Raw genomic sequence first — 21407 nt, 5'->3', positions numbered from 1 at the left:
TCTGCCGTTCGGAGCACACCGCATGTCCATTGCCCTCAGCACGCCATTGAACACCAGCAAACCCTGGCTCGCCGGGTTGGTCACCAGCGTGTTGTTTCTGATTGTCTGCCTGAGTTGGGGCACTACGTGGCTGGGGATCAAGATTGCCGTGGAAAGCGTGCCGCCCCTGACGGCGGCCGGGCTGCGCTTTCTGATTGCCTTTCCGCTGTTTTTGGGCTTCGCCGCATTACGCAAGGAACCATTGCTGTTCCCCCGGCAGAGTCGCTGGTTCTTTGTGTTCGTCACGCTGTCGTATTTCAGCCTGCCCTACTACCTGCTCAACTATGGCGAAATGCACGTATCGTCCGGCCTGACCGCGCTGCTGTTCAGTTGCATGCCGGTGTTCATCCTGATTTTTTCTGCGCTGTTTCTGCGGGAGAAAATCCACCCGGCGCAAATGCTCGGCATCGCTATTGGTTTCGGCAGCCTGTTCATGATTATCCGCAGTCAGGGCTTGCATCTGGATCAGGCGGAATGGCTCGGTGTCCTGGCGATTCTCGGCGCGGCGCTCCTGCATGCGCTGTGCTACGTGGTGACCAAAAAGCACGGCAGCGCGATCAGCGTGATCACCTACAACACCCTGCCCATCGGCATCGCCGGTTTGATGCTGCTGGTCGCTGGCCTTTCGCTGGAAAGTCCGACGTTCGCCACCATCACCCCACGCTCGTGGGGCGCCCTGCTCTACCTCGGACTGGTGGCGTCGGTCGGGGGCTTCATCGTTTATTTCGTCCTGCTCAAACGCCTGAGCCCGGTGCTTCTGTCATTCGTGTTCATCATCTTTCCGGTGTTCGCCGTGATCATCGGCGCCTGGTACGAAGGCACGGAAATTTCTCGGGACCTGATGCTCTATTCGGCAATCCTGCTCGCCGGTTTTGCGATCACCAAGTTGCCTGCCAAACGCTGAAAAAATCACGCATTGAACATCGGAGGTTCAAATGTCGGTACACACCATGGAAACCCTTAGCCTGTTTAACAATGCCCCTTACCAGCGCGATTTCAGTGCTCGGGTAATAGCGGTGGTTGATCAGGCCGTCGTCCTCGAACACACGCTGTTCTATCCCACCGGTGGCGGGCAACCGGGAGACACAGGGCACTTCAGCCTGCCGGATGGCACACGAATCGACGTGACGGCAACGCTGCGCGATCCCTTGCTGCCATCGATCATCTGGCACAACGTGGCGCAGTGCCCGCCGCAGTTGTGTGTCGGCACACTGCTCAATGCCAGCCTCGACTGGGCGCGTCGTTATCAACACATGAAGATGCACACCTGCCTGCACCTGTTGGGTTCGATCATTAATGCGCCGGTCACCGGGTGCAGTATCAGCGCAGACAAGGGACGCCTGGATTTCGATCTGCCAGAAATGACCCTCGACAAAGACAGCCTCACCCGCGAACTCAACGCGCTGATCGAGCAGGCCATTCCAGTCACCACTCTGTCGATGCCGGCCTCGGAACACTCCGCCCTGCTGGAAAAAACCGGCAGCCCAACGGTTAAAGCACCAGCGATTCAGGGTGAGCTGCGGATGGTTGAAGTGATCGGCATCGACATCCAGCCCTGTGGCGGCACCCACGTGCAAAACACTCGAGAAATCGGCCGAGTGTTCTGTGAAAAAATCGAGAAAAAGAGCAGGACCAACCGCCGGGTGATTTTGCGGTTTGAATGAGCCTTAGATCACGAACAGGTCGACAAAGCGGTTCACCGGGGTCGCCTCAAGCCGCGCCTGATCCTTGCACAAGGCAAAAATCTCGCCGCTGCGCTGGCCGGTGAAACGGGTGGCCAGGTTCGTCTTGAACTTGTCTTCGAGCAACGGAATGCCCTCGGCACGGCGGCGGCGATGGCCGATCGGGTACTCCACCACCACGTTGTCGGTACTGGAGCCGTCCTTGAAAAACACCTGCACGGCGTTGGCAATCGAGCGCTTGTCGGCTTCCAGGTATTCGCGGGTGAAGCGCGGCTCTTCGACGATGACCATTTTTTCGCGCAGCACATCGATGATCGGATGGGCCTTGTGGAAGTCATCTTCGTATTGCTCGGCCACCAGATTGCCGAAGGCCAGTGGTACGGCGGTCATGTATTGGATGCAGTGATCGCGGTCAGCGGCGTTGGCCAGCGGCCCGACCTTGGAAATGATGCGGATCGCCGATTGGTGGGTGGTGATGACGATTTTGTCGATTTCATGCAGGCGATTGCGCACGTGTGGATGCAACGTGACGGCGGCTTCGCAGGCCGTTTGTGCGTGGAATTCGGCGGGGAAGCTGATCTTGAACAGCACGTTCTCCATTACGTAACTGCCGAAAGGGCGCGAGAAGCTGAAGGTACGTTTGTCTTCGGTTTTCAGCGCCAGATCGTTGTTGGTGTGGCTGAACAGCACGTCGTAAAAGCCCCACTGTTTCGCACTCAAAACACCCGGAATGCCCATCTCGCCGCGCATGGCGATGTCGGCCAGTCTCACGCCTCGGCTTGAGGCATCCCCCGCCGCCCAGGACTTTCGCGAACCGGCATTCGGCGCATGACGATAAGTGCGCAACGCCTGACCATCAGCGAAGGCATGAGAGAGCGCCGACAACAGTTGCTCGCGATTGGCGCCCATGAGTTTGGCGGTAACGGCGGTCGAGGCGACTTTCACCAGAATGACGTGATCGAGTCCTACGCGATTGAAGGAGTTTTCCAGGGCGATGACGCCCTGAATCTCGTGGGCCATGATCATCGCTTCAAGCACATGGCGAATCGTCAGCGGCGCTTCACCGTTGGCCAGACGTTTTTGCGACAGGTGATCGGCGACGGCGAGGATTCCGCCGAGATTGTCCGACGGGTGCCCCCATTCGGCGGCGAGCCAGGTGTCGTTGTAGTCGAGCCAACGGACGATGCAGCCGATATCCCATGCGGCTTTGACCGGGTCGAGACGATAACTGGTGCCTGGGACCCGCGCGCCAAACGGCACGACGGTGCCTTCGACGATAGGCCCGAGGTGTTTGGTGCATTCGGGAAAACGCAGGGCCAGCAGGCCACAGCCCAAGGTGTCCATCAGGCAATTGCGGGCAGTGTTCAGAGCTTCGGTGGATTCGATTTTGAAAGTAAGGACGTAATCAGCGATGTCCTGCAGGGCAGGGTCATAGTCGGGGCGGTTGTTCAGGTCGACGTTGGCGCTCATGTTCGATTCACTCTTGAAGTGGTTCGTTGATGGGACCTCGGTTCAGGCGATGGATTTTTATTATTGAAATACGAACTCATGTAGGAGCTGCCGGAGGCTGCGATCTTTTGACTTTGTTTTTTAAATCAAGATCAAAAGATCGCAGCCTTCGGCAGCTCCTACAGTGGCGAGGTAGGGTTAGAAAGAATCCCCGGGGACGCGAACATAGCCTTCCATGAGTACCCGCGCACTGCGGCTCATGACCGCTTTCTTCACCACCCACTCACCGTTTTCCAGACTGGCCTCAGCACCCACCCGCAAGGTCCCGGACGGATGCCCGAAGCGCACGGCATTACGTTCAATACCGCCCGCCGCGAGGTTCACCAGCGTCCCGGAAATCGCCGCCGCCGTGCCGATCGCCACCGCTGCAGTGCCCATCATTGCGTGGTGCAACTTGCCCATCGACAAGGCGCGTACCAGCAAATCAACGTCACCGGCGGCAATCGCCTTACCGCTGGACGCCACGTAATCCGCAGGCTTGGCCACGAAGGCGACTTTCGGTGTGTGTTGGCGCTTGGCGGCTTCATCCAGATTGGCGATCAGCCCCATGCGCAAAGCACCGTAGGCACGGATGGTTTCAAACATCTGCAAGGCTTTCGGGTCGCTGTTGATTGCGCTTTGCAGCTCGGTGCCGGTGTAGCCGATGTCTTGGGCGTTGACGAAGATCGTCGGAATCCCGGCATTGATCATGGTTGCCTTGAACGTGCCGACACCCGGCACTTCCAGCTCATCGATCAGATTGCCGGTGGGAAACATCGACCCACCGCCGCCCTCTTCTTCCGCCGCCGGGTCCATGAACTCGACCTGCACTTCGGCGGCGGGAAAGGTCACGCCGTCGAGTTCGAAATCACCGGTCTCCTGCACTTCACCGTTGGTGATCGGCACGTGGGCAATGATGGTTTTACCGATGTTGGCCTGCCATACACGCACCACCGCGACACCGTTGTGCGGAATGCGGCTGGCGTCGACCAGCCCGTTGCTGATGGCGAACGAACCGACCGCTGCCGACAGGTTGCCGCAGTTGCCGCTCCAGTCCACGAACGGTTTGTCGATGGAAACCTGGCCGAACAGATAATCGACGTCGTGATCGGACTTGATGCTTTTCGACAGGATCACGGTTTTGCTGGTGCTCGAGGTGGCGCCGCCCATGCCGTCGATCTGCTTGTCGTAGGGGTCGGGACTGCCGATCACCCGCAGCAGCAAGGCATCGCGCGCCGGGCCAGGAATCTGCGCGGCTTCGGGCAGATCCTTGAGGCTGAAAAACACGCCTTTGCTGGTGCCGCCACGCATGTAGGTGGCGGGGATCTTAATTTGAGGTGCGTGAGCCATGGTGCTCCTTCATCGTCAACGCGGGCGTTGAAGCCCGCGAGCACAAAACGTGATTTAAACGGCAACCGCCGACTCTTCGAGGAAGTCCTGGGCGAAACGCTGCAACACGCCGCCGGCCTCGTAGATCGACACTTCTTCAGCGGTATCGAGACGGCAAGTCACCGGCACCTCAACACGCTCGCCGTTCTTGCGATGGATGACCAGCGTCAGATCGGCGCGCGGCTTGCGGTCGCCGATCACGTCATAGGTTTCACTGCCATCGATGGCCAGGGTGTGACGGTCGGTGCCGGGCTTGAACTCCAGCGGCAACACGCCCATGCCCACCAGGTTGGTGCGGTGAATACGCTCGAAACCTTCAGCGGCAATCGCTTCGACACCGGCCAGACGCACGCCTTTGGCCGCCCAGTCGCGGGACGAACCCTGACCGTAGTCGGCGCCAGCAATGATGATCAGCGGCTGCTTGCGTTCCATGTAGGTTTCGATGGCTTCCCACATGCGCATCACTTTACCTTCCGGCTCGACACGCGCCAGCGAGCCCTGTTTGACCTTGCCGTTTTCCACCACCATTTCGTTGAACAGTTTCGGGTTGGCAAAGGTCGCGCGCTGCGCGGTCAAGTGGTCGCCACGGTGCGTTGCGTAAGAGTTGAAGTCCTCTTCCGGCAGGCCCATTTTCGCCAGGTATTCGCCGGCGGCGCTGTCGAGCATGATCGCGTTGGAGGGCGACAGGTGATCGGTGGTGATGTTGTCCGGCAGCACCGCCAGCGGGCGCATGCCCTTGAGCGGCCGAGCGCCGGCCAACGCGCCTTCCCAGTAAGGCGGACGGCGAATGTAGGTGCTCATCTCGCGCCAGTCGTACAGCGGCGTGACTTTCGGGCCGGTGTCCTCGTGGACGGCGAACATCGGGATATAGACTTGGCGGAACTGCTCAGGTTTGACCGAAGACTTCACCACCGCGTCGATTTCTTCATCGCTCGGCCAGATGTCTTTCAAGCGGATTTCCTTGCCATCGACCACGCCCAGCACGTCTTTCTCGATGTCGAAACGGATGGTGCCGGCAATCGCATACGCGACCACCAGCGGCGGCGAGGCAAGAAACGCTTGCTTGGCGTACGGGTGAATCCGGCCGTCGAAGTTGCGGTTACCGGAGAGTACGGCCGTGGCGTACAGATCGCGGTCGATGATTTCCTGCTGGATCACCGGGTCCAGCGCGCCGGACATGCCGTTGCAGGTGGTGCAAGCGAACGCGACGACGCCGAAACCAAGCTGTTCCAGTTCCGTGGTCAACCCGGCTTCGTCGAGGTACAGCGCCACGGTTTTCGAACCCGGCGCCAGCGACGATTTCACCCACGGTTTGCGGGTCAGGCCAAGCTTGTTGGCATTGCGCGCGATCAGGCCGGCGGCGATCACGTTGCGCGGGTTGCTGGTGTTGGTGCAACTGGTGATGGCGGCGATGATCACGGCGCCGTCGGGCATTTGCCCCGGCACTTCATCCCACTGGCCGGAGATGCCTTTGGCGGCCAGATCGCTGGTGGCGACGCGAGCGTGCGGGTTGCTCGGGCCGGCCATGTTGCGCACGACCGTCGACAGATCGAAGGTCAGACCGCGCTCGTATTGCGCGCCTTTCAAGCTGTCAGCCCACAGGCCGGTGGTCTTGGCATAGTGCTCGACCAGTTGAACTTGCTGGTCTTCGCGGCCAGTGAGTTTCAGATAATCGATGGTCTGCTGATCGATGTAGAACATCGCGGCAGTAGCACCGTATTCCGGGGCCATGTTGGAAATGGTCGCGCGGTCGCCGAGGGTCAGCGCGGAGGCGCCTTCGCCGAAGAACTCCAGCCAGGCGCCGACGACTTTCTGTTTGCGCAGGTATTCGGTCAGCGCCAGCACCATGTCGGTGGCGGTGATACCTGGTTGCAACTTGCCGGTCAACTCGACGCCGACGCTTTCCGGCAAGCGCATCCACGAGGCGCGGCCGAGCATCACGCTCTCGGCTTCGAGGCCGCCGACGCCAATGGCGATCACGCCCAGCGCATCGACATGCGGAGTGTGGCTGTCAGTGCCGACGCAGGTGTCGGGGAACGCCACGCCGTCACGCACCTGGATCACCGGAGACATTTTCTCCAGGTTGATCTGGTGCATGATGCCGTTGCCCGGCGGGATCACGTCGACGTTCTTGAAGGCCTTTTTGGTCCAGTTGATGAAGTGGAAACGGTCTTCGTTGCGACGGTCTTCGATGGCGCGGTTTTTCTCGAACGCCTGGGCATCGAAACCGCCCGCCTCGACGGCCAGCGAGTGGTCGACGATCAATTGTGTCGGCACCACCGGGTTGACCTGCGCCGGGTCGCCACCCTGCAACGCAATCGCGTCACGCAGGCCCGCCAGATCGACCAGTGCGGTCTGGCCCAGAATGTCGTGGCACACCACACGGGCCGGGAACCACGGGAAGTCGAGGTCGCGTTTGCGCTCGATCAGCTGTTTCAGGGAATCGGTCAGCGTGGCCGGATCGCAGCGCCGCACGAGGTTTTCCGCCAGCACGCGTGAGGTGTACGGCAGGGTGTCGTAGCTGCCGGGCTGAATCGCATCGACCGCCGCGCGGGTGTCGTAGTAATCCAGAGGGCTGCCGGGCAGGTTTTTGCGGAATTCTGTGTTCATCGGGTCAGGACTCGGGTCACGGTAGTTTCAAAGGGTGGCCAGCACGGACCTGAGTTACACACCGCTCCCACAGGGTCTAGCGGTGTTCTCGGGCTCCGGGCACCACCATTCAGCGGCGTTCGATTGGCACGAACTTGCGCTGTTCGACGCCGGTGTACTCGGCGCTCGGACGGATGATGCGGTTGTTGGCACGCTGTTCGAACACATGCGCGGCCCAGCCAGTCAGGCGCGAGCAGACGAAGATCGGCGTGAACAACTTGGTCGGGATGCCCATGAAGTGATACGCCGAGGCATGGTAGAAGTCGGCGTTGGGGAACAGTTTTTTCTGCTCCCACATGGTCTTGTCGATGGCTTCGGAGACGGGGAACAACACCTTGTCGCCCACTTCGTCCGCGAGTTTTTTCGACCAGCCCTTGATCACCTCGTTGCGCGGATCGTTGTCCTTATAGATCGCGTGGCCAAAGCCCATGATCTTGTCTTTGCGCTCAAGCATGCCGAGGGTGCCCTTGATCGCCTCTTCCGGCGACGAAAAGCGTTCGATCATTTCCATCGCCGCCTCGTTGGCGCCGCCATGCAGCGGGCCGCGCAGCGAACCGATGGCCGCCGTGACGCAGGAATACAGATCGGACAGGGTCGAGGCACAAACCCGCGCGGTGAACGTCGAGGCGTTGAATTCGTGTTCGGCGTAGAGGATCAGCGACACGTTCATGACTTTGACGTGCAGTTCGCTCGGCTTCTTGTCGTGCAGCAAGTGCAGGAAATGCCCGCCGATGGTCGGTTCATCGCTGACGCAGTTGATGCGCTTGCCGTCGTGGCTGAAGCGATACCAGTAACACATGATCGCCGGGAACGCGGCCAGCAGACGGTCGGTCTTGTCGCGCTGTTCGGAGAAGTCTTTCTCCGGCTCGATGTTGCCCAGAAACGAGCAACCGGTGCGCATCACGTCCATCGGGTGGGCATCGGCAGGGATGCGTTCGAGCACTTCCTTCAGCGCCTGCGGCAGGTCGCGCAGCTTGCTCAGCTTGCCCTGATAGGCGTCGAGTTGCGCTCGGGTCGGCAGCTCGCCGTAGAGCAGCAGATACGCCACTTCTTCGAATTGTGCGTCTGCTGCCAGTTCACGCACGTCGTAGCCGCGATAGGTCAGCCCGGCACCGGCCTGGCCTACGGTGGACAGTGCGGTTTGCCCGGCAACCTGGCCACGGAGCCCGGCGCCACTGAGTACTTTTGCTTCGGCCATCGTTTTCTCCAATCTTGAATTTGTTAGGGAGTACGGCTGCGGCTTATTTTTTTGCCGCAAACAACGCGTCGAGCTTCTGCTCGAAGGTGTGGTAGTCGATGCGATCGTAGAGCTCCATGCGAGTCTGCATGGTGTCGATGACATTCTGTTGCGTGCCGTCGCGGCGGATCGCGGTGTAGACGTTTTCCGCAGCCTTGTTCATCGCGCGGAACGCCGACAATGGATAAAGCACCAGCGACACGTCGGCGCCGGCCAGTTGCTCGGTGGTGTAAAGCGGCGTCGCGCCAAACTCGGTGATGTTGGCCAGAATCGGCGCCTTTACGCGGTTGGCGAACAGCTTGTACATCTCCAGTTCAGTGATGGCTTCCGGGAAGATCATGTCGGCACCCGCCTCGATGCACGCGGCGGCGCGATCCAGTGCCGACTCCAGACCTTCAACCGCCAGCGCATCGGTGCGGGCCATGATCACGAAGCTGTCGTCGGTGCGCGCATCGACGGCTGCCTTGATGCGGTCGACCATTTCCTGCTGGCTGACGATCTCTTTGTTCGGGCGATGACCGCAGCGCTTGGCGCCGACCTGATCCTCGATGTGAATCGCCGCCGCGCCAAACTTGATCATCGACTTGACGGTACGCGCCACGTTGAACGCCGAAGAACCGAAACCGGTGTCCACGTCCACCAGCAGCGGCAGGTCGCAGACGTCGGTGATGCGACGCACGTCGGTCAGTACGTCATCCAGGCCGGTGATGCCCAGGTCCGGCACGCCGAGCGAGCCTGCGGCCACCCCGCCACCGGACAGGTAGATCGCCTTGAAACCGGCACGCTTGGCCAGCAGCGCGTGATTGGCGTTGATCGCGCCGACCACCTGCAATGGGTGTTCGCTGGCGACCGCATCGCGAAAACGCTGGCCTGGAGTGTTCAGGTTGGAACTCATGACTCACCTCGTTCAGTGGCTGTCTTATTGTGGGTGCCGTCCTGGTAATGACGGGCGATGTTGCGTTTCGAGGCGCCGATGTGACGGCGCATCAACAATTCCGCGAGTTCGCCGTCACGGTCGGCGATGGCATCGAGAATCCGGTGGTGTTCGGCGAAGGCCTGGCGTGGGCGGTTCGGCGTGGTGGAAAACTGGATGCGGTACATGCGCACCAGTTGATAGAGCTCGCCGCAAAGCATCTGGGTCAGGGTGCGGTTGCCGCTGCCCTGAATGATCCGGTAATGGAAGTCGAAATCGCCTTCCTGCTGGTAGTAACCGACGCCAGCCTGAAACGCCGCGTCGCGCTCGTGGGTTTCCAGCACCCGACGCAGTTCGTCGATTTCTTCGACGCTCATGCGCTCAGCCGCCAGACGACAGGCCATGCCTTCGAGGGATTCGCGGATTTCGTAGAGTTCGAGCAATTCGGCGTGGCTCAGCGACACCACCCGCGCGCCGACGTGCGGTACGCGTACCAGCAGGCGCTGACCTTCCAGACGATGAATCGCCTCACGCAGCGGCCCGCGGCTGATGCCATAGGTACGCGCCAGTTCCGGTTCGGAGATCTTGCTGCCCGGGGCGATCTCGCCTTTGACGATGGCCGCCTGAATGCGCCGAAAGACGTTTTCCGAAAGCGTCTCGGAATCGTCGCCGCTGATGACCGGGGGATCGAGTTGACCCAGCATGATTGTCGACACCTTTAAATCCAATGCGGCAAAAACTAGCCAATTCGCCCGCATCAGTCAAAGGATAAATAGACATTGTCGACAATCGTCTAATAACCCTCTTCAACAACCCCAAGGGTTATAGACCGGCTCGGGCGCTGGCGCCATAAAACCACCGTGCTAGAATGCCGCCCGCATTTGCTGGCCATTTGTACGGCTTGTCATAAAAAGCTGATAGGCACACGAAGGGCCTTGCGCAAGTTTTTGCCAGGGACCTGAACCGAAAACGGAACGCTGCGCACCAGGATTTATGAGACTCAAGCCTTTCCCCACATTTTTCGCTCTGTTCTGCCTGCCCGGCCTCGCCGCCGCGGGGGAAAAGACCGTGTACGGCCTCAACGAATACGCCGCCCTTGATGGCATCAATCTGGAAGTTGCGGCCAAACTCGACACCGGCGCGAAAACCGCCTCGCTGAGTGCCCGCGACATCAAACGTTTCAAACGCAACGGCGAGTCCTGGGTGCGCTTCTATCTGGCTATCGACGCTGCGCATTCGCACCCGATCGAGCGACCGCTGGCACGGGTCAGCAAGATCAAGCGCCGCGCCGGCGACTACGATCCGGAAGAAGGCAAGAAGTACACCGCCCGCCCGGTGATCGAGCTGGATATCTGCATGGGCACAGCGATGCGCAGCATCGAAGTGAACCTGACCGACCGAAGTGCGTTCCAATATCCGCTTTTGATCGGCTCCGAAGCGCTGAAACGCTTCGACGCGCTGGTCGACCCCAGTCTTAAATACGCTGCCGGCAAACCCGCCTGCACCATCGCCGCTCATACCGCCGAGTAATTTTCATGCGTTCTCTAACCTTCCACCTGAAAATCCTGATCACCATTCTGGTGCTGCTGGGCGTTTCGGTTACGGCCTATCAGATTTTCGTGCTCGGCATCCCCGTGACCGAAGACGCCACCGACGATTTGTGGAACATCGACGCCAAAGTCGAGTTCGTCGCCAGCACCAAGGATCCGGTAAAGATCCAGATGTTCGTGCCGCCGCTGAGCCGCGATTACGTCAGCCTCAACGAGAGCTTCATCTCCAATAACTACGGTGTGGCTGTGAACCGCGTCGACGGCAACCGTAAGGTGACGTGGTCGGCACGCCGGGCCAAGGGCAACCAGACCCTGTATTACCGTCTGGTGCTGACCAAGCGTTACACCGCAGAAAAAACCAAGATCAAAGGCCCGACTTTCCGCGACAGCATGGTTATCGAAGGCCCGGAAAAAATCGCTGCCGAAGCCCTGCTCGCACCGATCCGCCAACACTCGGCCGACGTCGAAACCTTCATCGGCGAGGCGATCAAACGGGTCAACAACGTCAACGACGACAACGTGAAACTGCTGCTGGCCGGCGATACATCGACGCCGCACAAAGCCAAAATCGTCGAATTGCTGCTGTCCATCGCCCACGTGCCGGTGGAAAAAGTCCACACCATCCGCCTCGTCGCGGACCAGCCACAAACCCCTGAACTGTGGCTGCGCAGCTTCAACGGCAATGACTGGCTGTACTTCAACCCGGAAACCGGCGAACAGGGCCTGCCGACTGACCGCCTGCTGTGGTGGACTGGTGATGAGAACCTGATCACCGTCGACGGCGGCAAGAAGGCCAACGTGACCTTCAGCCTGAACAACAGCGAGATGAACGCGATTCGTCTGGCCAAGCTGACCGACGAAAACACCGACGCCAACTTCCTTGAATACTCGCTGTACGGCCTGCCGCTGCAGACCCAGCAAACGTTCATGATCATGGTGATGATCCCGATCGGCGTGCTGGTGATCCTGATCCTGCGCAACCTGATCGGCCTGCAGACCCTCGGCACGTTTACCCCGGTGTTGATCGCCCTCGCCTTCCGTGAAACGCAGTTGGGCTTCGGCATCCTGCTGTTCACCGTGATCACGGCGCTGGGCCTGTCATTACGTTCGTACCTGGAACACCTGAAGCTGCAAATGCTGCCGCGACTCTCGGTGGTACTGACCTTTGTCGTGGTGCTGATTGCCGCGATCAGCCTGTTCAGCCATAAGCTCGGCCTGGAGCGCGGTCTGTCGGTGGCACTGTTCCCGATGGTGATTCTGACCATGACCATCGAACGCCTGTCGATCACCTGGGAAGAGCGCGGTGCCAGCCATGCGATGAAAGTCGCCATCGGTACGCTGTTCGCCGCGTCCCTGGCGCACCTGATCATGACCGTGCCGGAACTGGTCTACTTCGTGTTCACCTTCCCGGCGATCCTGCTGATTCTGGTGGGTTTCATGCTGGCAATGGGTCGCTATCGCGGTTACCGCCTGACCGAACTGGTGCGTTTCAAGGCGTTCCTGAACAAGGCTGATCACTGATGTTCGGTTTCTGGAAAACCTGGAAGGCCCTGGAAGCCCGGGGCATCATGGGCATCAATCGGCGTAACGCCGACTATGTGCTCAAGTACAACAAGCGCAGCCTGTACCCGATCGTCGATGACAAGATCATCACCAAGGAACGCGCCATCGCGGCCGGCATTCATGTGCCGGAACTGTATGGCGTGATCTCCACCGAGAAGGAAATCGACAAGCTCGGCGAGATCATCGGCGGGCGCAGCGACTTCGTGATCAAACCGGCCCAGGGCGCCGGCGGTGACGGCATCATCGTGATTGCCGACCGGTTCGAGGGACGCTACCGCACGGTGTCGGGCAAGATCCTTGCCCACGAGGAGCTGGAACATCACATCTCCAGCATCCTCACCGGCCTGTATTCGCTGGGCGGCCACCGCGATCGCGCACTGATCGAATACCGCGTGACCCCGGATCAGATCTTCAAAAGCATCAGCTACGAAGGCGTGCCGGACATCCGCATCATCGTGCTGATGGGCTACCCGGTGATGGCGATGTTACGCCTGCCGACCCGCCAGTCCGGTGGCAAAGCCAACCTGCACCAGGGCGCCATCGGTGTTGGTGTCGACCTGGCCACCGGTCTGACCCTGCGCGGCACCTGGCTGAACAACATCATCACCAAACACCCGGACACCACCAACGCGGTGGACGGCGTGCAACTGCCCTACTGGGACGGTTTCATGAAACTCGCCGCCGGCTGTTATGAACTGTGCGGATTGGGTTACATCGGTGTCGACATGGTGCTGGATCAGGAAAAGGGCCCGCTGATTCTTGAGCTCAATGCGCGGCCGGGGCTGAATATTCAGATCGCCAATGACTGCGGGCTAACGCTGCGCACTCATGCAGTGGAAGCGCGGCTGGAAGAGCTGAAGGCACGTGGGGTGACGGAGTCGGTTGAAGAGCGGGTGGCGTTTACTCAGGAGATGTTTGGGCATATTCCTGCGGTAGAGGGCTGATCCGCGACCGAGTCGCGGCCTTCGCGAGCAGGCTCACTCCCACATTGGAATGCATCCTCCTGTGGGAGCGAGCCTGCTCGCGAAAGCGGCTCCCCAGCCACCCCAAGGCTCAACCCTGTCGCCAATCTGCCAATCCCCGACATCCCCTCTAGGAGCAACTCCCGCAGAAGACTACAATCCCCACCCCGCCTCAACGGCCGATCTGCCCCGCCCATGTTGACCTGTTCCGTACACCCGCTGCCCTACCGTGCCAATCCCGCCGACTACTTCGCGGCAATCCGCAACGCCCCCGGTGCCGTGCTGCTCGACAGCGGCCGACCGAGTGCCGACCGTGGCCGTTATGACCTGCTCAGCGCCTGGCCGCTGGAACAACTGGCGGTCTTGCCGGACGAAAGCGGCAGCCATTTCCTGCAACGTCTGCGCGACCATCTGGGCCGTTTGGGCGAAGCGCAACTCCCTGACGCTTTTGAGCTGCCGTTCGCCGGCGGGCTGATCGGTTATCTGAGTTATGACTTCGGCCGGCATCTTGAGAGTCTGCCGAGTCAGGCGCGGGATGATCTGCAATTGCCGGATGCGCGGTTCGGGCTGTATGACTGGGCATTGGTCAGCGATCACCAGGCAGGCACCAGCCAATTGGTGTTTCACCCATCGGTTGACGACAGTGAAAAACAGCGGCTGATCGCACTGTTCGCTCAGCCCATTACTGGCTCACTGACACCGTTCAAGTTAAACAACCCGATGACCGCCGATCTCTCGGCCGACGATTACCGTCAGGCGTTCGAACGTATCCAGCATTACATCCAGGCTGGCGACTGCTACCAGGTCAACTTCGCCCAGCGTTTCCGCGCGCCATGCCAGGGCGACCCATGGCAGGCCTATTGCGCACTGCGCGAAGCCTGCCCGACGCCATTTTCCGGCTTCCAGAGTTTGCCCGACGGCGGCGCTGTGCTGAGTCTGTCACCGGAGCGTTTCGTCAGAGTCAGCCAGCGCCAAGTCGAAACCCGCCCGATCAAGGGCACCCGCCCCCGTGGCCTGACGCCCGCCGAAGACGCCGCCAACGCCGCCGAACTGCTGGCCAGCCCCAAGGATCGCGCGGAAAACCTGATGATCGTCGACCTGCTGCGCAATGACCTCGGCCGCACCTGCCGCATCGGCTCGGTGCGGGTGCCGGAGTTGTTCAGCCTGGAAAGCTATCCGAACGTGCATCACCTGGTCAGCAGCGTGACCGGCGAACTGGCGCAGGATCGCGATGCGCTGGACCTGATCGCCGGCAGCTTCCCCGGCGGCTCGATCACCGGTGCGCCGAAGATTCGGGCGATGCAGATAATCGATGAGCTGGAGCCGACCCGGCGGGGGTTGTATTGCGGATCGTTGCTGTATCTGGACGTACGCGGCGAGATGGACAGCTCCATCGCCATTCGCAGTCTGTTGGTCAAGGATGGGCAGGTGTGCTGCTGGGGTGGCGGCGGGATTGTCGCGGATTCGGACTGGCAGGCTGAGTATCAGGAGTCGATTACCAAAGTGAAAATCCTCCTTCAAACCCTGCAAAACCTCTAAACGCCCCCCCTGTAGGAGCTGCCGCAGGCTGCGATCTTTGCCTTTAAAGATCAAAAGATCGCAGCCTGCGGCAGCTCCTACAGGGGTCGGGTTTACAGGCTGAGGTCGCGGTTCGAAGCTTTGATGAACTCCTGCTTCAACGCTTCAAACGTATGCACCGCCGGAAACTGCGGGAACTCGCGGATCACATTGTCCGGCGCATGGAACAGAATCCCCGCATCCGCCTCGCCCAGCATGGTCGTATCGTTATACGAATCACCCGCCGCAATCACCCGGTAGTACAGGCTTTTGAACGCCAGCACCGACTGCCGCTTGGGATCTTTCTGACGCAACTGATAGCTGGTCACCCGCCCGGTTTCGTCGGTAATCAGACGATGGCAAAGCAAAGTCGGGAAGCCCAGTTGACGCATCAGCGGCTGGGAAAACTCATAGAAGGTGTCCGACAGAATCACCACCTGAAAGCGCTCACGCAGCCAGTTGACGAACTCCACCGCGCCGTCCAGCGGTTTCAGTGTGGCGATCACTTCCTGAATGTCCGAGAGCTTCAAGCCATGCTCATCAAGGATGCGCAGACGCTGCTTCATCAGCACGTCGTAATCGGGAATGTCCCGGGTGGTAGCCTTGAGGGATTCGATTCCGGTTTTTTCAGCGAAGGCGATCCAGATTTCCGGCACCAGTACCCCTTCAAGATCCAGGCAAGCAATTTCCACAAGACACTCCCGTTTGTATTGATTATTGAGTCGAGCGAGCCCGAACTCTAGCGGCTCCACCAAAGCCGCGCAACGCACAGCACGTCCCGCCCGGCGCCGCTTTTTGTTACCATCGCCGCCATATAGAGCGCCCAGCGCCACCGACCTGTAGGAAGCCGCCCTGATGAGCCCAACGTTCGATGTCGTGGAACTCGCCACGACCTATGCCAACAAATCCGCCCAAGACATCCTGAAACTCGCGTTTGCCGAGTTCGGCGATGACCTGTGGATATCTTTCAGTGGCGCCGAGGATGTGGTGCTGGTGGACATGGCCTGGAAGCTGAACAAGAACGTCAAGGTGTTCAGTCTCGACACCGGCCGCCTGCATCCGGAAACCTATCGCTTTATCGATCAGGTGCGCGAGCACTACAAGATCGACATCGAACTGGTCTCGCCGGACTACACGAAACTGGAACCGTTTGTGAAGGAAAAAGGCTTGTTCAGCTTCTACAAGGACGGCCACGGCGAGTGCTGCGGGATCCGCAAGATCGAACCGCTGCGGCGCAAACTGTCCGGCGTCAAAGCCTGGGCCACCGGCCAACGCCGCGACCAGAGCCCGGGCACTCGCAGTGCCGTGGCGGTGATGGAAATCGACACCGCGTTCTCCACACCGGAGCGCACCCTGTACAAGTTCAACCCGCTGGCGCAGATGACCAGCGAAGAGATCTGGGGCTACATCCGTATGCTGGAGCTGCCGTACAACAGCCTGCACGAGCGCGGCTTCATCAGCATCGGTTGCGAGCCGTGCACCCGCCCTGTCCTGCCGAACCAGCACGAGCGCGAAGGCCGCTGGTGGTGGGAAGAAGCGACCCAGAAAGAATGCGGGTTGCATGCGGGGAATATCATCAGCAAGGCGTAATTCTCTGCCTCGATGATTTTCCCTTGTGCTTTGTGAAACCTCAAAAAATGTGTACACACGAATGTCACCATCAGTGCCATTTATGTGTGCACTTTTTATTTTCGCGCCCTGAAAAGTTACATCCCGCCTGAATCTCCCTTCCTTCTGCCCCTCGCCACGATCCCGCGCAAAAAATAAATACCTGGCCAATCGGTCAATTTATATCGGCGTCGATTCAGTCACTTAGCAATCAGAAATAACATTTCAAAATCAGCGATGGCCTTCATGGATCGGCAATTGGCACACATCTGGCTTTAGTGCATACATGTTTTGTATACAAAACTGCAAAACATGCACACCTTCGATCCGCAAGCCTGAAGCGCCCTATCCCGTACAGGCTGCAGATGCCCCGTAACCAGTGATGCTTTCACTGCCGCGACGAAGATATGTCGAGCCTGGCGGCTCATGCACAGTCATCGCGGCCCTGAACATCAGGAGCCTGCCGGAATGCGTACAAGTCTCTCCAACAACATCGCGCTGAATCTGCCCTCCTCTGCACTCGATCAACCTTTGCCATATGACGGACTGGTCGAGCCGCTGCATCTGAGCCCTCGTCTGCACAACAGCGACCTAGCACCGACCAAGGCCGAAGGCCGACGCTGGGGCAAATACAGCATCTTCGCCCTGTGGACGAACGACGTGCACAACATCGCTAACTACTCATTCGCCATCGGCCTCTACGCCCTGGGCCTGGGGGGCTGGCAGATTTTGCTGTCGCTGGGGATCGGCGCGGCGCTGGTGTATTTCTTCATGAACCTGTCCGGCTACATGGGGCAGAAAACCGGGGTGCCGTTTCCGGTGATCAGCCGGATCAGTTTTGGCATCCACGGGGCGCAAATTCCTGCGCTGATACGGGCAGTTATCGCCATCGCCTGGTTCGGGATTCAGACGTATCTGGCGTCGGTTGTTTTCAGGGTTTTACTCACGGCGGTGCATCCCGGCTTCGCGGAATACGACCACAACTTGATCCTCGGCCTGTCGACGCTGGGCTGGGTGTGCTTCGTGGCAATCTGGTTCGTGCAACTGGTGATCCTCGCCTACGGCATGGAAATGGTCCGCCGTTACGAAGGGTTTGCCGGGCCGGTGATTCTGCTGACCGTCGCCGCACTCGCCGCCTGGATGTACACGCAAGCCAACGCAACCATCGCCTGGTCGATCCGCGAACCGCTGAGCGGTGGCGAGATGTGGCGCAACATCTTTGCCGGCGGCGCACTGTGGCTGGCGATCTACGGCACGCTGATCCTCAACTTCTGCGACTTCGCCCGCTCCTCGCCCTGCCGCAAAACCATCAAAGTCGGAAATTTCTGGGGTTTGCCGGTGAACATTCTGCTGTTCGCCGCGATCACCGTCCTGCTGTGCGGCGCGCAATTTCAAATCAACGGCCGGATCATCGAAAGCCCGACCGAGATCATCGCTTCGATTCCCAACACCTTCTTCCTGGTGCTGGGTTGCCTGGCGTTCCTGATCGTCACCGTGGCGGTGAACATCATGGCCAACTTCGTTGCCCCGGCGTTCGTGCTGAGCAACCTGGCGCCCAAGTACCTGACCTTCCGCCGGGCCGGGCTGATCAGCGCGACCATCGCCGTGCTGATCCTGCCGTGGAACCTCTACAACAGCCCGTTGGTGATCGTGTACTTCCTGTCCGGCCTCGGCGCCCTGCTCGGCCCGTTGTACGGGGTGATCATGGTCGACTACTGGTTGATCCGCAAAGGCCGGATCAACGTCCCGCAACTCTACAGCGAAGACCCGAACGGCACTTATTACTACAGCCGTGGCGTCAATTTCCGCGCCGTGGCGGCGTTTATTCCGGCGGCACTGATCGCCATCGTCCTGGCGCTGGTACCGGGGTTCCACAGTATTTCGCCGTTCTCCTGGCTGATCGGTGCCGGGATCGCCGGAATGCTCTACCTGATCATCGCCAAACGCGAACCGCACTACGCCGACGTCAGCGGCGAATCCTTCGCGGTCGATAACGTCTGCCACTAAATCCTCGCGGCCCGACTTTCGGGCCGCTGAACCACCCTGCCAAAAAGGACTTCCCATGCGTATTCTCGTGGTCAACGTCAACACCACCGAATCCATCACCCAGGCCATCGCCCGCTCGGCGCAGGCTGTCGCGTCACCCGGTACAGAGATTGTCGGACTCACGCCGTATTTCGGCGCCGATTCGATTGAAGGCAACTTTGAAAGCTACCTGGCCGCCATCGCCGTGATGGATCGGGTGATGTCCTACGACCAGCCGTTCGATGCGGTGATTCAGGCCGGCTATGGCGAACATGGCCGCGAAGGCTTGCAGGAATTGCTCAATGTACCGGTGGTGGACATCACTGACGCGGCGGCCAGTACGGCGATGTTTCTCGGGCATGCGTATTCAGTCGTCACTACGCTGGATCGCACCGTGCCGCTGATCGAGGATCGGCTGAAACTCTCCGGTCTGTGGGATCGTTGCGCGTCGGTGCGGGCCAGTGGTTTGGCCGTGCTGGAACTGGAACATGAGCCGCAACGTGCGCTGGAGGCGATCGTGCATCAGGCTGAATTGGCGGTTACGCAGGACAAGGCCGAGGTGATTTGCCTGGGTTGTGGCGGCATGGCCGGACTTGATGAACAGATTCGTCGCCGCACCGGGGTGCCGGTGGTGGACGGGGTGACGGCGGCGGTGACGATTGCTGAGGCGCTGGTGCGTTTGGGGTTGTCGACGTCCAAGGTGCGGACTTATGCGACGCCTCGGCCGAAGAAAATTGTGGGCTGGCCGGAGCGGTTTGCACGATAGACCGCGTTATCGTTTATCGCGAGCAGGCACACTGCTACAGGGTTAGTGTCGTGCCTGAAATCTGTGAGCAACAGCGATCCTGTAGGAATGAGCCTGCTCGCGATGGCCGCAATTCGGTTAAAAGCCAAACTCAGAGAGCACTGAACCGCCGAGCCAACCCCTGCTGCGCAAACTGCTCAATCACAAAATCGACAAACGCCCGAGTCTTGCCCGGCAACAATTTATGTTCGGCGTAGTAGATCGAAATGTTGCCGTCATCGATGTACCACTCCGGCAGCACGCGCTGTAACGTACCCGCCTCGAGATAACCCACGGCAAACGGCATGCTGACCAGTGCAATCCCCAAACCTTGCGCCGCCGTCGCGCAGGCGGCCTCGGAGTCGCTCATGGTCATTCGCGTCTTGAGGGTCAATGGTCGACACAGCTGACTACCATTACTGATCAATTGCCAAGAGCGTACTCGACCGGTTTGCGGCGACCGAATCAGAATGCCATCGTGATATTGCAGTTCATCCGGCTCGATGATCGCTGCGTGCTTTTCCAGGTAGTCAGCAGACGCCACCAACACTCGATGTGCGGGTGCCAATTTGCGTGCGACGACGCCTTGGGGCAATTCAAATCCCCCGCCAATCGCCGCATCGAAACCCTGCCCGATCAAATCGACCTGACGGTTATCAAAATGCCAATCAGGGTTGATCGCCGGAAATCGACGTAAAAACTCTTCCAGCAACGGCACGACATACAAGCGCCCGAACACTGTGCCCATACTGACTTTCAAAGTTCCCGCTGGCAGGCCTTCGACACTGGCCAGATTGGCCACGGCGTTCTGTATCGTGGTCAGACTGGCACTGACCTGACTCAAAAACAGCTGCCCCGCCTCAGTCAACGTCAAGCTGCGGGTGCTGCGCTGAAACAACCGCACGCCTAGCTTCGCTTCGAGTTTCGCCACGCTTTTGCCGACCGCTGCCGGGGTCAGGCTCAAACGCCGCGCCGCTTCGGCAAAACTGCCAACTTCGGCGCTGCGCACGAAGCATTCGATACTGTTAAAGTTTTCCATGGTCGCCACTGTAAACTTTTGGTTTACACAGACTATAGCAATCATGGGCTAGTGGGTTGTGGATCAGAGGTCGATACTCGGCTCCAACAACAAGGCATCTCGCCTTGAATATTCTGGAGATCGAACATGACCACTCAACACCTCAGCGGCAAAGTCGCTCTGATTCAAGGCGGTTCCCGTGGTATCGGCGCCGCGATCGTCAAACGTCTGGCCGCTGAAGGCGCTGCAGTTGCCTTCACCTACGTCAGCTCCACCGCAAAAGCTGAAGAGTTGCAGAACAGCATCACCGCAAATGGCGGCAAAGCCCTGGCGATCAAGGCTGACAGCGCCGACGCCGCTGCCATCCGCCATGCGGTCAGCGCCACCGTCGAAGCCTTTGGACGCCTCGACATTCTGGTCAACAACGCCGGCGTACTGGCCGTCGCCCCACTGGAAGACTTCAAACTGGAAGATTTCGACCAGACCGTAGCGATCAACATTCGCAGCGTATTCATCGCCTCCCAAGAAGCCGCCAAACACATGGGCGAAGGCGCGCGAATCATCAACATCGGCAGCACCAACGCCGACCGCATGCCCTTCGCCGGTGGCGGTGTGTATGCGATGAGCAAATCGGCGCTGGTCGGCCTGACCAAAGGCCTGGCCCGCGATCTCGGCCCACGCGGTATCACCATCAACAACGTGCAGCCTGGCCCGGTCGACACTGACATGAACCCGGCGCACGGTGACTTCGCCGAAAGCCTGATTCCGTTGATGGCCGTGGGTCGCTACGGCAAAGCGGAAGAAATCGCCGGTTTCGTCGCTTATCTGGCAGGCCCGGAAGCCGGGTACATCACCGGTGCCAGCCTGACCATCGACGGTGGTTTCGGCGCCTGATTTGACTGAGTTACCTGTACGAAAAACGCCGCCCCTCCTTTAACTGAGG

Annotated in this window: 18 protein-coding genes; 10 read left to right on the top strand and 8 right to left on the bottom strand. The window is 59.8% G+C overall.

The genetic code is table 11. The features are described from left to right. The first annotated feature begins 22 nt into the window (after nt 1–22). Together ACA069_RS09665 and ACA069_RS09660 are read left to right on the top strand one after the other, a co-directional pair. On the top strand, nt 23–943 hold the full coding sequence (locus ACA069_RS09665; RefSeq protein ID WP_401271300.1) for a DMT family transporter: 921 nt from the start codon (nt 23–25) through the stop codon (nt 941–943). A 31-nt stretch (nt 944–974) separates the two neighbouring features. Further along, the gene (locus tag ACA069_RS09660) at nt 975–1703 is read left to right on the top strand and encodes an alanyl-tRNA editing protein (protein WP_497617221.1); all 729 of its coding nucleotides are present in this window, start codon (nt 975–977) and stop codon (nt 1701–1703) included. Between the two features lie 3 nt (nt 1704–1706). Here ACA069_RS09660 and prpD read toward each other — a convergent pair whose 3' ends face one another. From prpD to ACA069_RS09630, 6 genes are all read right to left on the bottom strand, one after another. Beyond that, nucleotides 1707–3191: a 2-methylcitrate dehydratase gene (gene prpD, locus ACA069_RS09655; protein ID WP_497617219.1), complete on the bottom strand. Its 1485-nt coding sequence runs from the start codon at nt 3189–3191 to the stop codon at nt 1707–1709. Between the two features lie 177 nt (nt 3192–3368). Then, on the bottom strand, nt 3369–4559 hold the full coding sequence (gene prpF, locus ACA069_RS09650) for a 2-methylaconitate cis-trans isomerase PrpF (protein ID WP_497617217.1): 1191 nt from the start codon (nt 4557–4559) through the stop codon (nt 3369–3371). 54 nt (nt 4560–4613) lie between these two features. Beyond that, a complete protein-coding gene (gene acnD / locus ACA069_RS09645) occupies nt 4614–7208 on the bottom strand; it encodes a Fe/S-dependent 2-methylisocitrate dehydratase AcnD (protein ID WP_489878654.1) in 2595 nt (864 codons plus the stop codon). Between the two features lie 109 nt (nt 7209–7317). Next, nucleotides 7318–8445 carry a bifunctional 2-methylcitrate synthase/citrate synthase gene (gene prpC / locus ACA069_RS09640; RefSeq protein ID WP_187680646.1) on the bottom strand — a complete coding sequence of 376 codons (1128 nt, stop codon included), beginning with the start codon at nt 8443–8445 and terminating at the stop codon, nt 7318–7320. 43 nt (nt 8446–8488) lie between these two features. Further along, nucleotides 8489–9379, bottom strand: a complete 891-nt coding sequence (gene prpB / locus ACA069_RS09635) for a methylisocitrate lyase (protein WP_095047757.1) — start codon at nt 9377–9379, stop codon at nt 8489–8491. Further along, on the bottom strand, nt 9376–10098 hold the full coding sequence (locus tag ACA069_RS09630) for a GntR family transcriptional regulator (RefSeq protein ID WP_497618214.1): 723 nt from the start codon (nt 10096–10098) through the stop codon (nt 9376–9378). Before ACA069_RS09630 ends, prpB begins: the two co-directional genes overlap by 4 nt. Before the next feature lie 292 nt (nt 10099–10390). On the opposite strand from ACA069_RS09630, the gene rloA reads away from it, so the two are divergent. The 4 genes from rloA to pabB all read left to right on the top strand — a co-directional run bounded on the left by rloA (nt 10391) and on the right by pabB (nt 15011). After that, complete coding sequence (gene rloA / locus ACA069_RS09625) at nt 10391–10927, top strand: retropepsin-like aspartic peptidase RloA (RefSeq protein WP_489878652.1); 537 nt, start codon at nt 10391–10393, stop codon at nt 10925–10927. Between the two features lie 5 nt (nt 10928–10932). Then, nucleotides 10933–12468, top strand: a complete 1536-nt coding sequence (gene rloB / locus ACA069_RS09620) for an osmotic stress tolerance membrane protein RloB (RefSeq protein ID WP_187680644.1) — start codon at nt 10933–10935, stop codon at nt 12466–12468. Continuing rightward, complete coding sequence (locus tag ACA069_RS09615) at nt 12468–13454, top strand: alpha-L-glutamate ligase-like protein (protein ID WP_095189425.1); 987 nt, start codon at nt 12468–12470, stop codon at nt 13452–13454. The genes rloB and ACA069_RS09615 overlap by 1 nt, the downstream gene beginning before the upstream one ends. Before the next feature lie 213 nt (nt 13455–13667). Then, nucleotides 13668–15011, top strand: a complete 1344-nt coding sequence (pabB, locus tag ACA069_RS09610; RefSeq protein ID WP_497617214.1) for an aminodeoxychorismate synthase component I — start codon at nt 13668–13670, stop codon at nt 15009–15011. A gap of 92 nt (nt 15012–15103) precedes the next feature. On the opposite strand, the gene thrH is transcribed toward pabB, so the two are convergent. Then, a complete protein-coding gene (gene thrH / locus ACA069_RS09605) occupies nt 15104–15721 on the bottom strand; it encodes a bifunctional phosphoserine phosphatase/homoserine phosphotransferase ThrH (protein WP_401271323.1) in 618 nt (205 codons plus the stop codon). 163 nt (nt 15722–15884) lie between these two features. On the opposite strand from thrH, the gene ACA069_RS09600 reads away from it, so the two are divergent. The 3 genes from ACA069_RS09600 to ACA069_RS09590 all read left to right on the top strand — a co-directional run bounded on the left by ACA069_RS09600 (nt 15885) and on the right by ACA069_RS09590 (nt 19428). Next, the gene (locus ACA069_RS09600; RefSeq protein ID WP_007960132.1) at nt 15885–16619 is read left to right on the top strand and encodes a phosphoadenylyl-sulfate reductase; all 735 of its coding nucleotides are present in this window, start codon (nt 15885–15887) and stop codon (nt 16617–16619) included. Between the two features lie 486 nt (nt 16620–17105). After that, on the top strand, nt 17106–18644 hold the full coding sequence (locus ACA069_RS09595) for an NCS1 family nucleobase:cation symporter-1 (RefSeq protein ID WP_497617212.1): 1539 nt from the start codon (nt 17106–17108) through the stop codon (nt 18642–18644). 55 nt (nt 18645–18699) lie between these two features. Then, nucleotides 18700–19428 (top strand): aspartate/glutamate racemase family protein, encoded by a 729-nt coding sequence (locus ACA069_RS09590; RefSeq protein ID WP_187680110.1) that lies wholly within the window; start codon nt 18700–18702, stop codon nt 19426–19428. 130 nt (nt 19429–19558) lie between these two features. On the opposite strand, the gene ACA069_RS09585 is transcribed toward ACA069_RS09590, so the two are convergent. Next, the gene (locus ACA069_RS09585) at nt 19559–20485 is read right to left on the bottom strand and encodes a LysR family transcriptional regulator (RefSeq protein ID WP_489878649.1); all 927 of its coding nucleotides are present in this window, start codon (nt 20483–20485) and stop codon (nt 19559–19561) included. 126 nt (nt 20486–20611) lie between these two features. Between ACA069_RS09585 and ACA069_RS09580 the strand changes: the two genes are divergently transcribed. Further along, nucleotides 20612–21358 carry a 3-oxoacyl-ACP reductase family protein gene (locus tag ACA069_RS09580; protein ID WP_187680108.1) on the top strand — a complete coding sequence of 249 codons (747 nt, stop codon included), beginning with the start codon at nt 20612–20614 and terminating at the stop codon, nt 21356–21358. Nucleotides 21359–21407: the final 49 nt, after the last annotated feature.

It is taken from the genome of Pseudomonas sp. LBUM1652 (assembly GCF_059716105.1).
The sequence above is the reverse complement of the archived record's forward strand: the minus strand, read 5'-3'. Positions and strand labels throughout refer to the sequence as shown.